Source organism: Pseudomonas fluorescens Q2-87 (assembly GCF_000281895.1).
Taxonomy (GTDB): domain Bacteria; phylum Pseudomonadota; class Gammaproteobacteria; order Pseudomonadales; family Pseudomonadaceae; genus Aquipseudomonas; species Aquipseudomonas fluorescens_S.
The window spans coordinates 639,441-656,845 of the sequence record NZ_CM001558.1 but is presented as its reverse complement, the minus strand read 5'-3'; the positions used below and the strand labels follow the sequence as shown (position 1 = coordinate 656,845).

The window sequence follows — 17,405 nt, the reverse complement described above, 5'->3', positions numbered from 1 at the left end:
AAGCGGCCCCAAAACTTTGTCGGCAACGCCAATTTTGTGAGTGCTGCGCACTCAAGCGGGAGCAAGCTCCCTCGCCACAAAAGCCCGTTTACCCATGAACGCTGGGGTTACTTCGCAGCCCAGGAGTTGAAACGCTGCTCCAGTTGCTCGCCGTTGTCAGCCCAGAAGCTGACGTCGATCTGCACCTGGTTGGCGATGTTTTCCGGGGTGGTTGGCATGTCCTTGAGGACATCCTTGGCCAGCAACGGAACGGCTTGGGTATTGGCCGGGCCGTAGGCGATGTTTTCCGAGTAGGTCTTTTGCTGCTGCGGTGCCACCGAGTAAGCGATGAATTTCTTCGCCGCTTCGGCGCGGGTCTTGTCCAGGCCACGTGGGATGGCCCAGGCGTCGAAGTCGTAGATACCGCCGTTCCACACCACTTTCAGGTTGCTTTCTTTCTGCACCGCGGCGATCCGGCCGTTGTAGGCCGAGCTCATGACCACGTCACCGGAGGCCAGGTATTGCGGTGGCTGGGCGCCGGCTTCCCACCACTGGATGTTCGGCTTGAGCTCGTCAAGCTTCTTGAAGGCGCGATCCTGGCCGTCCTTGCCAGCCAGCACCTTGTAGACGTCCTTCGGCGCGACGCCGTCGGCCATCAGGGCGAATTCCAGGGTGTATTTGGCGCCTTTACGCAGGCCACGCTTGCCCGGGAATTGCTTGGTGTCCCAGAAATCTGCCCAACTGGTCGGTGCGGTTTTCAGTTTGTCGGCGTTGTAGGCCAGCACGGTCGACCATACGAAGAAGCCTACGCCGCAAGGCTGGATTGCGCCCTTGACGTAGTCTTCAGCCTTACCGAACAAGGCTGGGTCCAGTTGCTCGAACATGTCTTCGTCGCAACCACGGGACAACTCTGGAGACTCGACTTCCACCAGGTCCCACGAAACGCTCTTGGTGTCGACCATGGCCTTGACCTTGGCCATCTCACCGTTGTACTCGCCAGCGACGATCTTGCCGTTACCGGCCGCTTCCCACGGTGCGTAGAAGGCTTTGACCTGCGCCGCCTTGTTCGCCCCGCCAAAAGACACAACGGTCAGGTCCGGGCCCGCCGCCATCGCGCTTGCCGTACCCATCATGCCCAGAGTCAGGGCTGTGAACTTCAGGGATCTCAACATTTATTGTTCTCTCCACGTGCAGGGTTGGTGTTGGTACAGCAGGGGGCGATCAATTCGCCTCTAGAAGGGGATCGAGCGCACGCACATGCTCGACTTGCCAGCCAAGCGGAACCACGTCCCCGACGGCGAGCCCGGGATCGAGCTCGGCAATCGGTTGTTTCACGAAGAAGTCATTCTTGCCGCAGACTTCCAGGCGAACCCGGACGTGGTCGCCCAGATAGATGAATTCCGCCACCCTCCCTGAGAAGCGGTTGACACATTGTTCGCTTGCGCCATTGAGACTCACCCGTTCCGGGCGGATCGACAACGTCACCGGTTCACCGGCCTTGCCAACATTGACCGCCAAGGCCTCGACCTTTTCACCGCGGCCCAGCTCTACCAGGCAGCGATCGCCGGTCTGGCTGTGCAGGCGGCCGTTGAGGCGGTTGTTCTCACCGATGAAGTTGGCGACGAAGGTGTTTTTCGGCTCTTCGTAGAGCGTGCGCGGTGGGGCGATCTGTTGGATCTCACCCTGATGGAACACCGCCACGCGGTCGGACATGGTCAAGGCTTCGCCCTGGTCGTGGGTCACGTAGACCACCGTCACGCCGAGGCGCTGATGCAGGTGCTTGATTTCCATCTGCATGTGTTCACGCAGTTGCTTGTCCAGCGCACCGAGGGGTTCGTCCATCAGTACCAGCTGTGGTTCGAACACCAGGGCCCGGGCCAGGGCCACCCGTTGCTGCTGGCCACCGGACAATTGCGCCGGGTAGCGTTGGGCGAAGGTATCCAACTGGACCATGCTCAGCACACGCTTGACTCGATCGCTCACGTCGCTCTTGTTCAAGCCACGCACGGTCAGCGGGAATGCGAGGTTCTCGGAGACGGTCATGTGCGGGAACAAGGCGTAGTTCTGGAACACCATGCCGATGTCGCGCTTGTGCGGCGGCACATTGTTGATGGAGCGCCCGGCCAGCAGGATCTCGCCGGCGGTTGGGGTTTCAAAGCCGGCGAGCATCATCAGGCTGGTGGTCTTGCCGGAGCCGGACGGCCCGAGCAGGGTGAGGAATTCGCCTTTGCGAATGTCCAGGTTGAGGTCTTTGACGATCAGGTTCTCGCCATCGTAGCTCTTTTGCACACCACGAAAGCTGACCAGCACATCACTGGTCCCCGCGCTTGAATCGACCTGGCTCATACCCGCACCTTTTGTATTGATGACTGCTTGTGAATCAAGCCTAGTGGAGCCTGGAGCCCGCGCAAATCGGGGTGCAGGAGAGAATGGCCTCAGCCGGATGGAAGAGTCGGGGTAGGGATTGCCCTACAGGGATGGCGGGATTGGATAAGGGCAGCGGTCAGTCATGAGCTGCAAGCTGCAAGCGTGGGGCAAAAGCGCTGTTGGGGTGTGTCGTAAACAGATATGCCGACACAAAACCCTGTGGGAGCGGGCTTGCTCGCGAATGCGGTGTGACAGTCGATACAGATGGAACTGACGCACCGCATTCGCGAGCAAGCCCGCTCCTACAAGGTGAGTGTCAGAGCAACTTGTGCTCCATCGCGTACTTCACCAGTTCCGCCAATGAGGTGATGTTGAGCTTCTGCATCAGCCGCGCCTTGTGGGTGCTGATGGTCTTGCTGCTCAGGGCCAGTTGCTGGGCGATGTCGTTGACGTTGGCGCCTTGGGCCAAGCGCTCGAAGACCGAGAATTCGCGCTCGGACAGCAGCGAATGCAGCGGGCGCGTATCGGTCAGGCCGACTTCGAAGACCATGCGGTCGGCCAGGTCCGGATCGATGTAGCGTCCGCCGGCAGCGACCTTGCGAATCGCCATGAGCAGCAACGCTGGGTCGCTGTCCTTGGTCGCGTAGCCGGCGGCCCCGACTTTCAGGGCGCGAGCGGCCATTTGCGCCTCGTCATGCATCGACAACACCAGGATGGCCGGCGGATTGTTCAGCGCACGAATCCGTGGGATTGCCTCCAGGCCGTTGACACCGGGCATGGAAATATCCAGCAGCACCACTTCGCAGGGCACGTGCCGCAGGGTCTCGAGCAGTTGCTCGCCATTGCTCGCCTCCCCTACCACTAAAAGATCCTTGGCCAGGCCGATCAACTGCTTGATGCCTTCTCGGACAATGGTGTGGTCTTCGGCTACCAGTACACGGATCACGTTTTCCTCCAGTTTGACAGGTCATCGCGAGCAGGCTCGCTCCCACAAAGTTCTATGTACACATCGATCACTGTGGGAGCGAGCCTGCTCGCGAAAGCGCCAGCCCAGGCAACCCATCAGGCGTCGCTAAACGGCACCCGCACCGCCAGGGTCGTCCCCTCCCCCGGCTCACTTTCCAGGGATAACTGTCCGCCCATGATCAATACCCGCTCACGCATGCCGACCAGGCCAAAGGATGTCGGCCGGCCCGTATTGGCAACAAAGCCTACACCGTCATCGCTGACCGTCAGACACAATTCGTCACCTTGCCGGACCAGCGTCAATTCCACCGTATGCGCCTGGGCATGGCGCATCACGTTGGTCAGCGCTTCCTGAAGAATCCGGAACAGGCCGATGGCCTTGGCGTCGCTCAACCGCGGCAGGTTGTCCGGCACCTGCACCAGGCATGGAATCTGCGTCCGCGCCTCGAAGCGCCGAGCCTGCCATTCGATGGCCGAGGCGATGCCGGCATCGAGGATTGGCGGGCGCAACGCCGTCGCCACGTCCCGCACCAGTTGGAATAGCTGTGCAATCAGGCGCTTCATACTGTTGAGCCGTTCCTGCAGGCCCGGGTCCAGTTGGGCGTAGGCCAGTTCGCACATGGACGTCTCCAGTTTCAGTACCGTCAGCATCTGGCCCAACTCATCGTGGACTTCCCGGGCAATGCGCGCCTTTTCCTCTTCCCGCACGCTTTCCAGGTGCGCCGACAACTCACGCAGCTGTTCCCGAGAGCTGGCCAGTTCCAGTTCGATGCGTTTGCTCTCGGTAATGTCCCAGACGATGCCGTCCCAGACATAGGCGCCGTCTTCGAGACGCCGGGTAATCGCTTTGATCTCGGCCCAGCGCTCCTGGCCTTCGCGGGTCAGGATGCGGCCCTGCCATGACCAGTCGCTGTCGCTGTCCAGTGCCTGGTCCTGGGTGCGGTGGTAACCGGCCTTGTCGTCCGGGTGCACCAGGCTGCGCAAGCCAGTGTCGCTGCGAGCCAGGGTCGCGGGGGAATAACCGACCAGGCTTTCGCTGCCTTCGCTGATGTAGGCAAAGTCGATCTGGCCGGTCACCGGCGCCCGCTCCAGGCGAAAGACCAGGCCCGGCACGTTGGCGGCGATGCCTTGCAGGCGCGCCTCACTTTCGCGCAACGCCGCCAGCGCCCGGCGGCGCTCGGTCACATCGTTGAGGTAGACCACCAGGTATTCGGCGTCGCGAAAACGCAGGAAGCTCAAGGAGACATCCGCCGGCAGGATGCTGCCATCGGCTCGCACGCATTCGGTCTCGAAACTCTGCGGCCCGTCGTCACTGGCCCGGGCGCGCTTCCACAGGTTCAGCCAGCGGTCCATGTGCAGGCCCGGTTCAAAATCGATCAACGGGCGGTCGATGAGGGCCCCGGGGGCATAGCCAAGCATGAGCTCCGCCGCTCGGTTGGCGTAACGCACGTGGCTGTCCCAGTTGACCCACAGGATGCCGACGGTGCTTTGATCGATGGAAAACTGGGTCAGGCGCAAGGCTTCTTCGCTGGCCGCACGCTGGGCGATGTCCTCTCTTGCGGCACGCAGGCGGCGTTCAAGTCCACGTTGCTGGCGGCGTTGCCAGAACACGATGGCGACGCTGCTCAACAACAGGGCCAGCATCAACAGGGTCAGGTTCTGCCAGAAGCCCGGGGTCTCGGTCAGGCGCGGGTATTTTGGCTTGAGCCAACGGCTGTGCAATTGTTCCAGCTCCTTGGCCGGGATCGCCTGCAAAGCGCTGTCGATGATCTCGCCAAGTTCCGGCCAGTCCCGGCGGGTGGCAACCCTCAGCAATTGCGGCAGACCGATGTCGCCGACCACCGCAAGCTCGGCGAACTCGGGCTCGACCATCAATCGCCCCAGTTGCGCCTCATCGACCACCGCGTACCGGGCCTGCTGGGTCAGCAGCAATTGCAGGGCCTCCCGCTCCATCGGCACGCCTTGCAGGTTCAGCGTCGGGTAATTGCTGCGCAGGTAATCGGCGGTGGCGCTGGGCATGCGCACGGCGACCCGGGCCTGGCTGTCGAGTTTTTCCAGTTCAACCCCTTCGGCACCTTTTTGCGCACCGACGATCAACTGCGGTACGCGCATGTAAGGATCGGAAAACTGCCAGAGCTTGAGCCCACCCGGCGTCTGGGTGAGCCCAGGGGCAAGATCCACTTCGCCGTCGCGCACCGCTGCTTCCAACTGCGCCACGTCCTGGAAGTTGCGCCAGGTCAGTTCGACATTCAGGGCCTTGCCCAGCCATTGCATCAGCTCGACGTTGGTGCCGGACAAGCGTTGCAAACGCCGGTCGTACTGCGCATAGGGCGCCTGCAATACCAGCCCGACCCGCAACTGCGGATGTTGCGCCAGCCACTCGCGCTGGACGGTGTTCAATTGCATGGCATGCGTCGACGGCGCGGGCGCGGCCCACGTCATCAAGGGAAGCCATAAACAGCCGATAACCCACAGGCAGCAAAAACGCATCATCGAAGTCTCACGCACTGACAAATACTGACCAACCCTTTAGGCTGCCGGAAATACTTCTGGTCATGGAATATCCGATGCCCTCTGTTTACCGCCTGGCATTGCCAGCATTGTGCCTGTCGCTGATCCTGCCAAGTGCCTTTTCTGTCCTAGCCGAAGAAAAGGCGCCCGCCGCCGCAGAGCAAGCCGCCGAGGAAAAACCCGTCGAGCGCCAGCCCTTGCCCGAGCGTAGCCAGGAAGAAGCGAACGCACTGGAACGAAAAATCCCGATTCAGGAACAGCAGCAACTGCAGACTGGCGGCGATACCTTCCTCGCGCTCTGGAAACCAGCCAATACCAGCGACCCCAAGGGCGCGGTCATCATAATTCCCGGGGCCGGCGAAACAGCTGACTGGCCTCAAGTGATCAGCCCTTTGCGCAAAAAATTGCCCGATGTCGAATGGAGCAGCCTGAGTATCACCCTGCCAGACCTGCAAGGCGACGTCATTGCGCCACGTGTGGTGGAAACACCTCCCGAGACCAAGCCAGCCGACACGGCCGCCGCCGCACCGGATGCCACCACGGCAGCGCCCATCGAACAGGTTGCCGGGGGAGAAGCCGACGCCGCGGACCCGGTCGCAGCCCAAACCGATGAAGAACACGCCCAGGCCGATGCCGAGCGCATCTTCGCCCGTATCGATGCGGCACTGGCCTACGCCGAACAGCAGAGCGCCCGCAGCATCGTGCTGCTGGGCCACGGCACCGGCGCCTATTGGGCAGCGCGCTACTTGAATGAAAAACAGCCTTCGCAGATCGAGCGCTTCGTGATGGTCGCCGCCCAGACGCCGGTGACCGCCAAACCCGGCCTTGCCGAGCTGACCCCGACTTTGAAATTGGCAACCGCCGACATTTTCTACATGGACAAGTCGCTGGATCGCAACGCGGCGCTGGAACGCTTGCAGGCAAGCAAACGCCTCAAAGGCTCGACTTTCAGCCAGGTTTCCCTAAAGGCCCTGCCCAACCCATCGGCGGAGCAGGAACAGCTGTTTCGGCGGGTTCGGGGTTGGTTGAATCCGCAGAAGGTGGGGGAATGAGGTTTGCCCGCTCTTTGAGTCGGCGCACCATCTACCGTGGCGAGGGAGCTTGCTCCCGCTGGAGCGCGAAGCGGTCCCCAACGCAGAGATAGAAACCGGATTGCGCCTGCTGCGCAGTCGAGCGGGAGCAAGCTCCCTCGCCACGGGGGGCAAGCCTTGCGCTAACGAAAATCCCGCCGCTCGCGAATCAATCGATAGGCATTGTGCAATTCGCGGGTCTTGTCGGTGGCTTCACGCACCTGCAAGGGTGTCGCTCCGCTGCCGGCAATCTTGTCCGGATGATGACGGCTGATCAGGCGGCGGTAGGCTCGCTTGATCTGCGACGGCTCGCTGGTGGCCGACACCCCTAGCAAGCGCAACGCCTCTTGATAAGTCACGCCGCTGTTAGGCCGCGAAAGTTTCTGCGGTTCATAATCCGCCGCCAGCGCCTGGACCTGTTGCGGCGTCCAGCCCAGCCACTTGCCCCACCGGGCAATCAACTCCCGCTCGCCCGCACCTGCGCGACCATCGGCCCAGACCATCCGCCAGCAGGCGCGCAATACGCCCTCAGCGGCATGAGGCTGAAGCGCGAGCCGGCGCAAGTAACCGCGCAAGCGGTCGTTTCCGGATTTGCCACGGTTGAACGCGGCGATGGCCCGCCGTTGCGCCGGCTCGCTCAAGTCCAGTGCGCGCATTTCCTGGCGAGCCTGCTGGATGTGACCGTCGACCACGCGACCATCGCTCTTCGCCAGGCGCCCCAGCAGCACAAACAGCAATTCATCGTTGCGCAACGCCGGGCGTCCACCCAAACGCTCACGTACCTGCGCCCAATCGTGCAAGTCCAGGCGCCGATCCAGCGCCTGTCCCAGCAATGCACCGAGCATGGCCCCCGGAATGCTGGCTATGGCAAAGCCCGCCCCGGCTCCAATCAGAGTCCCTGGCCACCACATATCAACCGCTCGCTTTTATCAAGGTTTCGACCTGCGCCAAACGTTCATGTGTGCCGACATCGACCCAGTGCCCTTCCAAGCGTTCTCCGCTGACGCGCCCTTCGGCCATGGCCTTGCGCAGCAGCGGTGCGAGCCTGAAGGCACCGTCCGAGCAACCGTCGAACAACTGCGGGTGCAGGACGGCGATGCCGCTATAGGTCAGTTTGTCGGCAGGCGCGCCCTCATCGTGAACCTTTCCGTCGGCCAGGACGAAATCACCGCCCGGGTGATGCTCGGGATTGTCCACCAGAACCAGATGCGCCAGCCCTTCGATCGGCCGGCGCAAGGTAGTGAAATCGTAGTCGGTCCAGACATCGCCGTTCACCACGACGAAAGCCTCGTCGCCCAGCAGCGGCAAGGCCCGGAAGATTCCTCCGCCCGTCTCCAGGGGCTCACCTTCCGGCGAGAACCGGAGGCTCAGGCCAAAACGCGAACCGTCCCCCAGATGATCTTCGATCTGCTGGCCGAGCCAAGCGTGATTGATCACGATTTCGCTGAACCCGGCCTTCGCCAGGGCGCGCAGGTGATATTCGATCAACGGAACGCCACCAACACGGATCAATGGCTTGGGGGTGGTGAGGGTCAGGGGCCGCATGCGCTCGCCCTTGCCCGCCGCCAGGATCATCGCCTTCATGCCGTTGCCTCAGTCGATTGCCGCAGGCTGCCGAGCAACTCTTCCAGCGGCGCCAGTTCAGGACGACGGGCAATGACCGCTTCTATATAAGCGAAGAAGCGCGGCACATCGCCAAGGTAGCGTGGCTTGCCGTCACGGTGGCAAATGCGCGCGAAGATCCCGATGACCTTGAGATGACGCTGCACGCCCATCAGGTCGCTGGCCCGCAGGAAATCTTCAATGTCCGCCTGGACTGGAATGCCGAGCGCGCCGGCCTGCTGCCAGTAGTCTTCGAGCCAGCCGCGTACCCGCTCCTCGGGCCAACTGAGAAAGGCATCCTTGAACAGGCAGGTCACGTCATAGGTGACGGGCCCATACACCGCGTCCTGAAAATCCAACACGCCTGGATTGGGCGCGCTGAGCATCAGGTTGCGCGGCATGTAGTCGCGATGCACCAATACTTTTGGCTGGGCCAGGGCGCTGTCGATCAACAGGTCGCTGGCCTGCTGCCAGAGCGTTTGCTGGGCCGCATCGAATTCGACACCCAGCTCGCGCTTGACGTACCACTCGGGGAACAGCTCCAGCTCCCGACGCAGCAACGCGACATCGTAGCTTGGCAGCGGCGCCACCATCGGCAGTTGCTGGAAAGCGAGCAAGGCTTGCAGCGCATCGCGAAACAAATCGTCGGCATTTTCGCCGTTGATCACGTCCAGATAGGTCTGGTTGCCCAGGTCATTGAGCAAAAGAAACCCGCGTTCGAGGTCTTCGGCATAAATTTTCGGCACGTTAATGCCCGATTTCGCCAGCAGAAAAGCGATATCCACGAAGGGTTTGCAGTTTTCCTGGGGCGGTGGCGCGTCCATTACGATCAAGCTCCGGCCTTCGCCTTGCCAGCGGAAATAGCGCCGAAAACTCGCGTCGCTGCTGGCCGCGGTCAACGTGGCCGGGGGTACGGCGCCCCAGCCCTGTTGAGTGAACAGGATCGGCAGTTGTTCATCGAGCCAAACTTTCAGGTGTTGCAGGCGTACATCTTGGTCGGGCATTGCAAGGGTCTCCGACGGCGCTAGCCGTCAAGCGGGTCATGCTTTATTATCCAGCATCTTTTTCAGACCATCGAGAGGCGTGCGGCCCACACCGCGGGCAGATGGCACGCAGGAAGCCCGGACTAATAAGATGGCATTGAAATCCCCCGCGTTTCGTAAAAAATTTCCGTTGCTGGTCACCGGCAGTCTGCTGGCCCTGCAACCCCTGGCCTCTTCATTCGTCGTCGCGGCGCAGCAGTATGACTGCTCCGTCTCCGCTTCGGGTGCCTGGGACTGTGCACCCAAGACACCGGCCGCCGCGTTACCGCCGCGGCCCGTGCATGACGGCAGTGCGGTTTCCGACAGCGGCACGGCTCCAGCCGACGGCAGCTCGGGCGAAGAAGTCGGCGAAAAGCCGATGCTCGTCACCGAAGCCAAGGGCCGCGGCCTGAAGTCGCGCAGTGCAGACTACAGCCACCTGGATTGGGTTCCGCGAGAGAACCTCACCCCAGCGCAATTGGCTGAAACCGGTCCTTACTGCGCGGGCGCCTATATCGAGCCCAGCCGTCCTGGCATGAACGACAAGACCGCCAAGAGCGATGCCCCGACCTTCCTCGGCGCCAAGGCTTCCCGCTACGAGCAGGAACAACAGGTGGCGACCCTGGCCGGTGACGTAGTCATGCGCCAGGGCAGCATGCAGGTCGAGGCCGACGAGGCCAGCCTGTACCAGGCCGAGAACCGTGGCGAGCTGAGCGGCAACGTGCGGGTTCGCGACAACGGCGCGCTGATCGTCGGCGATCACGCCGATGTGCAGTTGGATACCGGCGAAGCCAAGGTCGACAACGCCGAATATGTACTGCATAAATCGCGCATCCGCGGTAACGCGCTGTACGCCAAGCGTGCCGAGAACGCGATCATCCGTCTCAAGGACGGTACGTACACCACGTGCGAACCGAACAGCAACGCCTGGACGCTCAAGGGCAACAACATCACCCTGAACCCGGCCACCGGCTTCGGTACCGCGACCAACGTGACGCTGCGGGTCAAGGACATTCCAGTCCTGTACACGCCATACATCTATTTCCCGATCGACGACCGTCGCCAGTCCGGCTTCCTGCCGCCGACCATCGGCAGCGGCAGCGATACTGGCTTCCTGCTGGTCACCCCGTACTACTTCAACCTGGCGCCGAACTACGACGCCACGTTGTACCCGCGCTACATGAGCAAGCGTGGCCTGTTGATGGAAGGCGAATTCCGCTACCTGACCAAGTCCAGCGAAGGTCAGTTCGGTGCCGCGTACCTCAACGATGAAGAAGACGAGCGCAGCAAGCAGACCGATTACAGCAAGACCCGCTACATGTACAACTGGCAGCACAAGGGCGGTCTGGATTCGCGGGTTGCGACTGAAGTCGACTACACCAAGATCAGCGACCCTTACTACTTCCAGGATTTGCAGAGCGACCAGATTGGCGTCGAGTCCAAGGACTTCGTGAACCAGCAAGGTGCGGTCAGCTATCGCGGCGATACGTATGTGGCGCGATTGAACGTCCAGGCCTACCAGATGGCCACGATTTCAAACATCACGCCTTATGATCGCTTGCCGCAGATCACCTTTAATGGTGCGCTGCCGCAACATCCGGGCGGTTTGGATTTTGCTTATAACACCGAGTTCGTGCGGTTTGATCGGGATTTGAGAACCGGCAACTACACGAATGAGGACGGAGATTCCACCCAGGCATTTCTTGACACTAACGTCCGGGGACTGGCCCGCGCTACCGGCGACCGGATGAACCTTGCCCCCGTCATGAGCCTGCCAATGAACGCAAGCTACGGGTTCATCAAGCCATCGCTCAAGTACCAATACACGCAATATGACCTCGACCTGGATAACCAAGGCAAGGCTGACATAGCGGTCCAAGGCGCAGAAGGCGACCGCCTGAACGGTACCTACAGCAGAAACCAGAGCCGCGGCGTCCCAATCGCCAGCATCGACAGCGGCCTGTACTTCGATCGCAATACCCAGTGGTTCGGCAAGAACTATCGCCAGACGCTGGAGCCACGCCTGTACTACCTCTACGTACCGGAGAAAGACCAGAGCGACATTCCTGTCTTCGATACCAGCGAAAGCACCTTCAACTATTCCTCGTTGTTCCGGGACAACCGCTTTACCGGCTCAGACCGTGTCGGCGACGAGAACAAGCTGTCCTTGGGCGTGACCAACCGCTGGATCCAGGACGATGGCTTCGAGCGTCAACGCATCAGCGTCGGCCAGGCCTTCTACTTCAAGGACCGCGAGGTTCAACTGCCGGGCATCGATTACAAAACTCGCGAGGATGCGCATTCAAGCGTTTCGCCCTACGCCCTGGAATACGAATATCGCTGGAACCGCGATTGGCGCACCACGGCCGACTACAACTGGGACCCGGACACCCATAGCCCGCGGTCAGGCAGTGCGATGTTCCACTATCAGCCGGAAGACAATCCGAACAAGGTCATCAACGCCGGTTATCGCTATCGCAACGACCTGGTCCGTTACGACCAGACCACCGGCCGGTGGCAAGTGGGCGGTGGCGACTACGGTACGCCGGGCCAGCCTGGCTACGTGAAGGACTACTACAAGATCAAGCAGCACGACTTCTCGGTCATCTGGCCGATCGTGCCGCAGTGGAACGCCATCAGCCGCTGGCAATATGACTACAACCGCAACCGTACCCTGGAAGCCTTCGGTGGTTTCGAATACGACAACTGCTGCTGGAAACTGCGCCTGATCAACCGTTACTGGGTTTCCTATGACGAATTCAGTCAGGAAGCTCCGCAAAACGAAAAAGGCGACCACGGCGTCTTCCTCCAAATTGTTCTGAAGGGACTCGGCGGCCTCACCGGCGCCAAGGTAGAGAGCTTCCTCGACAAAGGCATTCAAGGTTATCGTGAACGTGAAGACCAAGCTTTCTGATTGTCTGCGCCCGCTGATGCTGGGCGCGCTGTTCCTGGGGACTGCGGCCAACGCCGCAGTTCAGTCCATCGACAAGGTCGTGGCCATCGTCGACAACGATGTGGTCATGCAGAGCCAACTGGACCAGCGTGTCCATGAAGTTCAGCAAACCATCGCCAAGCGCGGCGGTGGATTGCCTCCTGCAGGCGTCCTGGACCAGCAAGTGCTCGAGCGCCTGATCGTCGAGAACCTGCAATTGCAGATCGGCGAACGCTCCGGCATTCGCATCACCGACGAAGAGCTGAACCAGGCCGTTGGCACCATCGCCCAGCGCAACAACATGAGCATCGACCAATTCCGCGCCGCCCTGGCTCGCGACGGCCTCTCCTATGAGGACGCCCGCGATCAGATCCGCCGCGAGATGGTCATCAGCCGTGTGCGCCAGCGCCGTGTCGCCGAACGCATCCAGGTGTCGGAACAGGAAGTGAAGAACTTCCTCGCTTCAGACCTGGGCAAGATGCAGCTGTCCGAAGAGCTACACCTGGCAAACATCCTGATTCCTACCCCGGAAAGCGCCAACTCCGAAGCGATTCAGAGCGCTTATCGCCAGGCCATGGACGTCTACCAACAACTCAAGCAAGGCGCGGATTTCGGCCAGTTGGCCGTCGCCCGTTCCGCCAGCGAAAACGCCCTGGAAGGCGGCGACATGGGCTGGCGCAAGCCCGCCCAGCTGCCGCCACCGTTCGATCGCGAACTGAGCGCCATGGCGGTAGGTGACATCACCCAGCCGGCGCGTACACCCGGCGGTTTCATCATCCTCAAGGTGCTGGAGAAACGCGGTGGCGCAACCCAGGTACGTGACGAAGTGCATGTTCGCCACATCCTGATCAAGCCAAGTGAAATCCGCAGCGAAGCCGAGACCAAGCGTCTGGCGGAAAAACTCTACGACCGTATCGAAGCGGGCGAAGACTTTGCCGAGCTGGCGAAGAATTTCTCGGAAGATCCAGGTTCTGCCCTCAACGGCGGCGACCTGAACTGGGTGGATCCGAATGCACTGGTGCCCGAGTTCCGCCAGGTCATGGCTGAAACGCCTCAAGGCCAGCTGTCCAAGCCGTTCAAGAGCCCGTATGGCTGGCACGTGCTGGAAGTCCTTGGCCGCCGCGCCACTGACAGCACCACCCAGGCCCGTGAGCAGCAGGCAATGACCGTGTTGCGCAACCGCAAATATGACGAAGAGCTGCAAACCTGGCTGCGTCAGATCCGCGACGAAGCCTACGTTGAAATCAAACTTCCTGGTGCAGACCAGGCAGCGCAGTGAGCCCCAAGCGTTTCGCGCTGACACCCGGCGAGCCTGCCGGCATCGGTCCCGACCTGTGCCTGCTGCTCGCCTCGCAACCCCAGCCGTACCCCCTGATTGCCATCACCAGCCGCGACCTGCTCATCGAGCGGGCCGCGCAGCTGGGGCTGGTCGTCGACCTGCTGCCAGTGACGCCGCAGGCTTGGCCGGATGCCCCGGCACCCGCCAATAGCCTGTATGTATGGGACACGCCTCTGGGTGCCCCGGTTGTCACGGGGCACCTGGACAAGGCCAACGCCGCGTTCGTCCTTCAGACCCTGACCCGTGCCGGCCAAGGCTGCCTCGATGGCGCTTTCGCAGGCATGATCACCGCACCGGTGCACAAGGGGGTGATCAACGAATCCGGGATTGCCTTCTCCGGGCACACCGAATTCCTCGCGGACCTGACCCACACCGCGCAAGTGGTAATGATGCTCGCCACCCGCGGCCTGCGCGTGGCGCTGGTGACGACTCACCTGCCCTTGCGGGACATCGCCGATGCCATCACCCCGGAACGTTTGGAGCGTGTCACGCGCATTCTCCACGCCGACCTCCAGGAAAAATTCGGCATCGCTCGACCGCGTATCCTCGTGTGCGGGCTCAACCCCCACGCCGGTGAAGGCGGTCACCTGGGCCGGGAAGAAATCGACATCATAGAACCCACCCTGGAGCGTTTGCGCAGCGAGGGCATGGACCTGCGTGGCCCGCTGCCTGCCGACACTCTATTTACCCCCAAATATCTGGAGCACTGCGACGCAGTGCTGGCGATGTATCACGACCAGGGCCTGCCTGTACTGAAGTACAAAGGCTTCGGCGCGGCGGTCAATGTGACCCTGGGCCTGCCGATCATCCGCACCTCCGTGGACCATGGCACGGCCCTGGACCTGGCCGGCAGCGGCAAGATCGACACCGGCAGCCTGCAAGTCGCGCTGGAAACCGCCTACCAGATGGCCGAGACCCATTTATGACTGAGCAATACCAACACCGCGCGCGCAAGCGCTTCGGCCAGAACTTCCTGCATGACCCGGGCGTGATCGATCACATCCTGCGTTCCATCCATGCCAAGCCTGACGATCGCCTGCTGGAAATCGGCCCGGGCCAGGGTGCCTTGACCGAAGGCCTGCTCGACAGTGGCGCGCAACTGGACGTGGTGGAACTGGACAAGGACCTGGTCCCGATCCTCAACCAGCAATTTGCCTCAAGGAGCAATTTCAACCTGCATCAAGGCGATGCGCTGAAGTTCGACTTCAATAGCCTGAACGCTGCGCCGAACAGCCTGCGGGTAGTGGGCAACCTGCCATATAACATCTCCACGCCGCTGATCTTCCACCTGTTGAGCAATGCCGGCCTGATCCGTGACATGCACTTCATGCTGCAGAAGGAAGTCGTCGAGCGGCTCGCTGCCGGCCCTGGCGGAGGTGACTGGGGACGCCTGTCGATCATGGTCCAGTACCATTGCCGGGTCGAACACCTGTTCAATGTCGGCCCCGGCGCCTTCAACCCGCCGCCCAAAGTCGATTCGGCCATCGTTCGCCTGGTCCCCCATGCGGTCCTGCCGCACCCGGCCAAGGATCATCGCCTGCTCGAACGGGTGGTTCGCGAGGCGTTCAACCAGCGCCGCAAAACCCTGCGAAACACCTTGAAACTTTTGCTCAGCAACGCCGAGATCGAAGCCGCCGGCGTCGATGGCAGCCTGCGCCCTGAACAGTTGGACCTCGCGGCTTTCGTGCGCCTGGCCGATAAGCTCAGTGAACAGGCCTCTGCGCACGCCGACGCCAGCTGACAGTGATGAACGCTATCGGGCAGGACGCCGCTCTGGTCTACTACCCGATACTTGGCCTAGACTGATCCCATCAGTCACGCCCGCGTCCCGCTTCGCTTTTAAGGCCCTTTTGCATGTCCGATCCTCGCTACCAGGTCGACGTCAGCGTCACCACCCGCTTCTTGGCAGAACAGTCGCAACCCGAACTCAACCGTTTCGCCTTCGCCTACACCATTACCGTGCGCAACAACGGCTCGCTGCCGGCCAGGTTGATGTCGCGGCACTGGGTCATCACCGACGGCGACGGGCATGTCGAGCAAGTGCGGGGCGAGGGCGTGGTCGGCCAGCAGCCCCTCATCGACGCCGGCAAAAGCCACAACTACAGTAGCGGCACCGTGATGACGACACGGGTCGGCACAATGCAGGGCACTTACCAGATGCTGGCTGAAGATGGCAAACGCTTCGACGCCATCATCAAACCCTTCCGCCTGGCCGTGCCGGGGGCCCTGCACTGATGGCCACGTATGCGGTCGGCGACCTGCAAGGTTGCCTCGACCCACTCAAGTGCTTGCTGGAACGGGTCGCCTTCGACCCTCAGAACGACACGCTGTGGCTGGTGGGAGACCTGGTCAACCGTGGCCCGCAGTCACTTGAGACTTTGCGTTTTCTCTATAGCATCCGCCAGTCGCTCGTGTGCGTGCTCGGCAACCACGACCTGCATCTGCTGGCCGCGTGGCAGAACATCGAGCGCCTGAAAAAATCCGACACCCTGGGCGAAATACTCGCCGCCCCCGATTGCGTCGAACTGCTGGAGTGGCTACGCCAGCAAAAACTCATGCATTACGACGAACAGCGCAACCTGGCGCTGGTCCATGCCGGGATTGCGCCCCAGTGGTCGCTGCGCAAGGCACTCAAGTGCGCCGGCGAAGTCGAGCAGGCGCTGCGTGACGACAACCTGTTCGCCCCCTACCTGGATGGCATGTACGGTAACGAACCGGTCAAATGGGACAACGACCTCACCGGCATCGCCCGGCTTCGGGTCATCACCAACTACTTCACTCGCATGCGCTTCTGCACCGTCGAGGGCAAGCTTGACCTCAAGGGCAAGGAAGGCATCGAGACCGCCCCGCCCGGCTACGCCCCCTGGTTCAAGCACAAGGAGCGCAAGACCCGCAGCCTGAAGATCATTTTCGGTCACTGGGCGGCCCTGGAAGGCCAATGCGACGAGCCCGGGGTCTACGCCCTCGATACCGGCTGCGTATGGGGCGGCGCGATGACGCTGATGAACATCGACACTGGCGAGCAATTGCGTTGTGATTGCGACGAACAGGGCCACGCCAGGGCCCCTCACCCGAACACTGCATCGATGCCGGCCGGTACCGCCTGTTGACCGGCACCGAGCCAAGCTATAAGGAGTCCCCTATGTCAGCCTTCAAACGTATCCCCCCGGAACAGGCCCAAGCCTTGCGCGAACAAGGCGCGGTCGTCGTCGATGTCCGTGACCCGGCCACTTTTGCCGCCTTGCACATCAGTGGCTCCACGCATCTGGATAACCACTCCATCGCCGACTTTATCCGTGCCGCCGATCTCGATGCGCCGGTTGTCGTGGTCTGCTATCACGGCAACTCCAGCCAGAGCGCAGCCGCTTACCTGGTCAGCCAGGGTTTCACCGATGTGTACAGCCTGGATGGCGGTTTCGAGCTGTGGCGCGTGACTTATCCTTCGGAAATCGCCCAAGGCACGCAGGAATAAATTTTTATGCCGTGCCAAGCCCACGTGAACCGTGGGCTTGAGCGATGGCAGACGAACGGTCAGCCATAACTAATTACGTATTCATCCTTTACCTCGCCGATTCCGAACTATCCTTAGCCTCAGGCCATCCAAAACAGGGGAGAGC

The 17,405-nt window shown here is 61.6% G+C and carries 15 protein-coding genes; 8 read left to right on the top strand and 7 right to left on the bottom strand.

Annotated features, from left to right (window positions below; all coding sequences use genetic code 11):
- Positions 1 to 107: 107 nt before the first annotated feature.
- The 4 genes from PFLQ2_RS24505 to PFLQ2_RS24520 form a co-directional block, all read right to left on the bottom strand.
- Complete coding sequence (locus tag PFLQ2_RS24505) at positions 108 to 1,151, bottom strand: ABC transporter substrate-binding protein (protein WP_003177705.1); 1,044 nt, start codon at positions 1,149 to 1,151, stop codon at positions 108 to 110.
- Positions 1,152 to 1,200: 49 nt separating this feature from the next.
- A complete protein-coding gene (locus tag PFLQ2_RS24510) occupies positions 1,201 to 2,325 on the bottom strand; it encodes an ABC transporter ATP-binding protein (RefSeq protein WP_003177703.1) in 1,125 nt (374 codons plus the stop codon).
- Between the two features lie 337 nt (positions 2,326 to 2,662).
- The gene (locus PFLQ2_RS24515) at positions 2,663 to 3,292 is read right to left on the bottom strand and encodes a response regulator (protein ID WP_003177702.1); all 630 of its coding nucleotides are present in this window, start codon (positions 3,290 to 3,292) and stop codon (positions 2,663 to 2,665) included.
- 116 nt (positions 3,293 to 3,408) lie between these two features.
- Positions 3,409 to 5,805, bottom strand: a complete 2,397-nt coding sequence (locus PFLQ2_RS24520) for a PAS domain-containing sensor histidine kinase (protein ID WP_033045898.1) — start codon at positions 5,803 to 5,805, stop codon at positions 3,409 to 3,411.
- A gap of 74 nt (positions 5,806 to 5,879) precedes the next feature.
- On the opposite strand from PFLQ2_RS24520, the gene PFLQ2_RS24525 reads away from it, so the two are divergent.
- The gene (locus tag PFLQ2_RS24525) at positions 5,880 to 6,875 is read left to right on the top strand and encodes an alpha/beta hydrolase family protein (RefSeq protein ID WP_003177700.1); all 996 of its coding nucleotides are present in this window, start codon (positions 5,880 to 5,882) and stop codon (positions 6,873 to 6,875) included.
- 161 nt (positions 6,876 to 7,036) lie between these two features.
- Here PFLQ2_RS24525 and PFLQ2_RS24530 read toward each other — a convergent pair whose 3' ends face one another.
- Genes PFLQ2_RS24530 through PFLQ2_RS24540 form a run of 3 tightly spaced genes read right to left on the bottom strand, consistent with a single transcriptional unit; the run spans position 7,037 to position 9,499 of the window.
- On the bottom strand, positions 7,037 to 7,804 hold the full coding sequence (locus tag PFLQ2_RS24530) for a TerB family tellurite resistance protein (RefSeq protein WP_003177699.1): 768 nt from the start codon (positions 7,802 to 7,804) through the stop codon (positions 7,037 to 7,039).
- 1 nt (position 7,805) lies between these two features.
- Entirely contained in the window at positions 7,806 to 8,477 is a 672-nt protein-coding gene (gene murU / locus PFLQ2_RS24535; RefSeq protein ID WP_003177698.1) for an N-acetylmuramate alpha-1-phosphate uridylyltransferase MurU, read from the bottom strand.
- Positions 8,474 to 9,499 carry an aminoglycoside phosphotransferase family protein gene (locus tag PFLQ2_RS24540; RefSeq protein WP_003177697.1) on the bottom strand — a complete coding sequence of 342 codons (1,026 nt, stop codon included), beginning with the start codon at positions 9,497 to 9,499 and terminating at the stop codon, positions 8,474 to 8,476. The genes murU and PFLQ2_RS24540 overlap by 4 nt, the downstream gene beginning before the upstream one ends.
- Before the next feature lie 130 nt (positions 9,500 to 9,629).
- On the opposite strand from PFLQ2_RS24540, the gene PFLQ2_RS24545 reads away from it, so the two are divergent.
- The 7 genes from PFLQ2_RS24545 (at position 9,630) to glpE (ending at position 17,260) form a co-directional block, all read left to right on the top strand.
- Entirely contained in the window at positions 9,630 to 12,431 is a 2,802-nt protein-coding gene (locus tag PFLQ2_RS24545; protein WP_003177696.1) for an LPS-assembly protein LptD, read from the top strand.
- Positions 12,412 to 13,728, top strand: coding sequence for a peptidylprolyl isomerase SurA (gene surA, locus PFLQ2_RS24550; protein WP_033045897.1), 1,317 nt, complete (start codon positions 12,412 to 12,414; stop codon positions 13,726 to 13,728). The genes PFLQ2_RS24545 and surA overlap by 20 nt, the downstream gene beginning before the upstream one ends.
- Positions 13,725 to 14,714, top strand: coding sequence for a 4-hydroxythreonine-4-phosphate dehydrogenase PdxA (gene pdxA, locus PFLQ2_RS24555; protein WP_003177694.1), 990 nt, complete (start codon positions 13,725 to 13,727; stop codon positions 14,712 to 14,714). Before surA ends, pdxA begins: the two co-directional genes overlap by 4 nt.
- Entirely contained in the window at positions 14,711 to 15,529 is an 819-nt protein-coding gene (rsmA, locus tag PFLQ2_RS24560) for a 16S rRNA (adenine(1518)-N(6)/adenine(1519)-N(6))-dimethyltransferase RsmA (protein WP_003177693.1), read from the top strand. Before pdxA ends, rsmA begins: the two co-directional genes overlap by 4 nt.
- Positions 15,530 to 15,642: 113 nt before the next feature.
- The gene (apaG, locus tag PFLQ2_RS24565; protein ID WP_003177692.1) at positions 15,643 to 16,023 is read left to right on the top strand and encodes a Co2+/Mg2+ efflux protein ApaG; all 381 of its coding nucleotides are present in this window, start codon (positions 15,643 to 15,645) and stop codon (positions 16,021 to 16,023) included.
- On the top strand, positions 16,023 to 16,898 hold the full coding sequence (locus PFLQ2_RS24570; RefSeq protein ID WP_003177691.1) for a symmetrical bis(5'-nucleosyl)-tetraphosphatase: 876 nt from the start codon (positions 16,023 to 16,025) through the stop codon (positions 16,896 to 16,898). Before apaG ends, PFLQ2_RS24570 begins: the two co-directional genes overlap by 1 nt.
- A gap of 32 nt (positions 16,899 to 16,930) precedes the next feature.
- Positions 16,931 to 17,260, top strand: a complete 330-nt coding sequence (glpE, locus tag PFLQ2_RS24575; protein ID WP_003177690.1) for a thiosulfate sulfurtransferase GlpE — start codon at positions 16,931 to 16,933, stop codon at positions 17,258 to 17,260.
- Positions 17,261 to 17,405 lie beyond the last annotated feature (145 nt).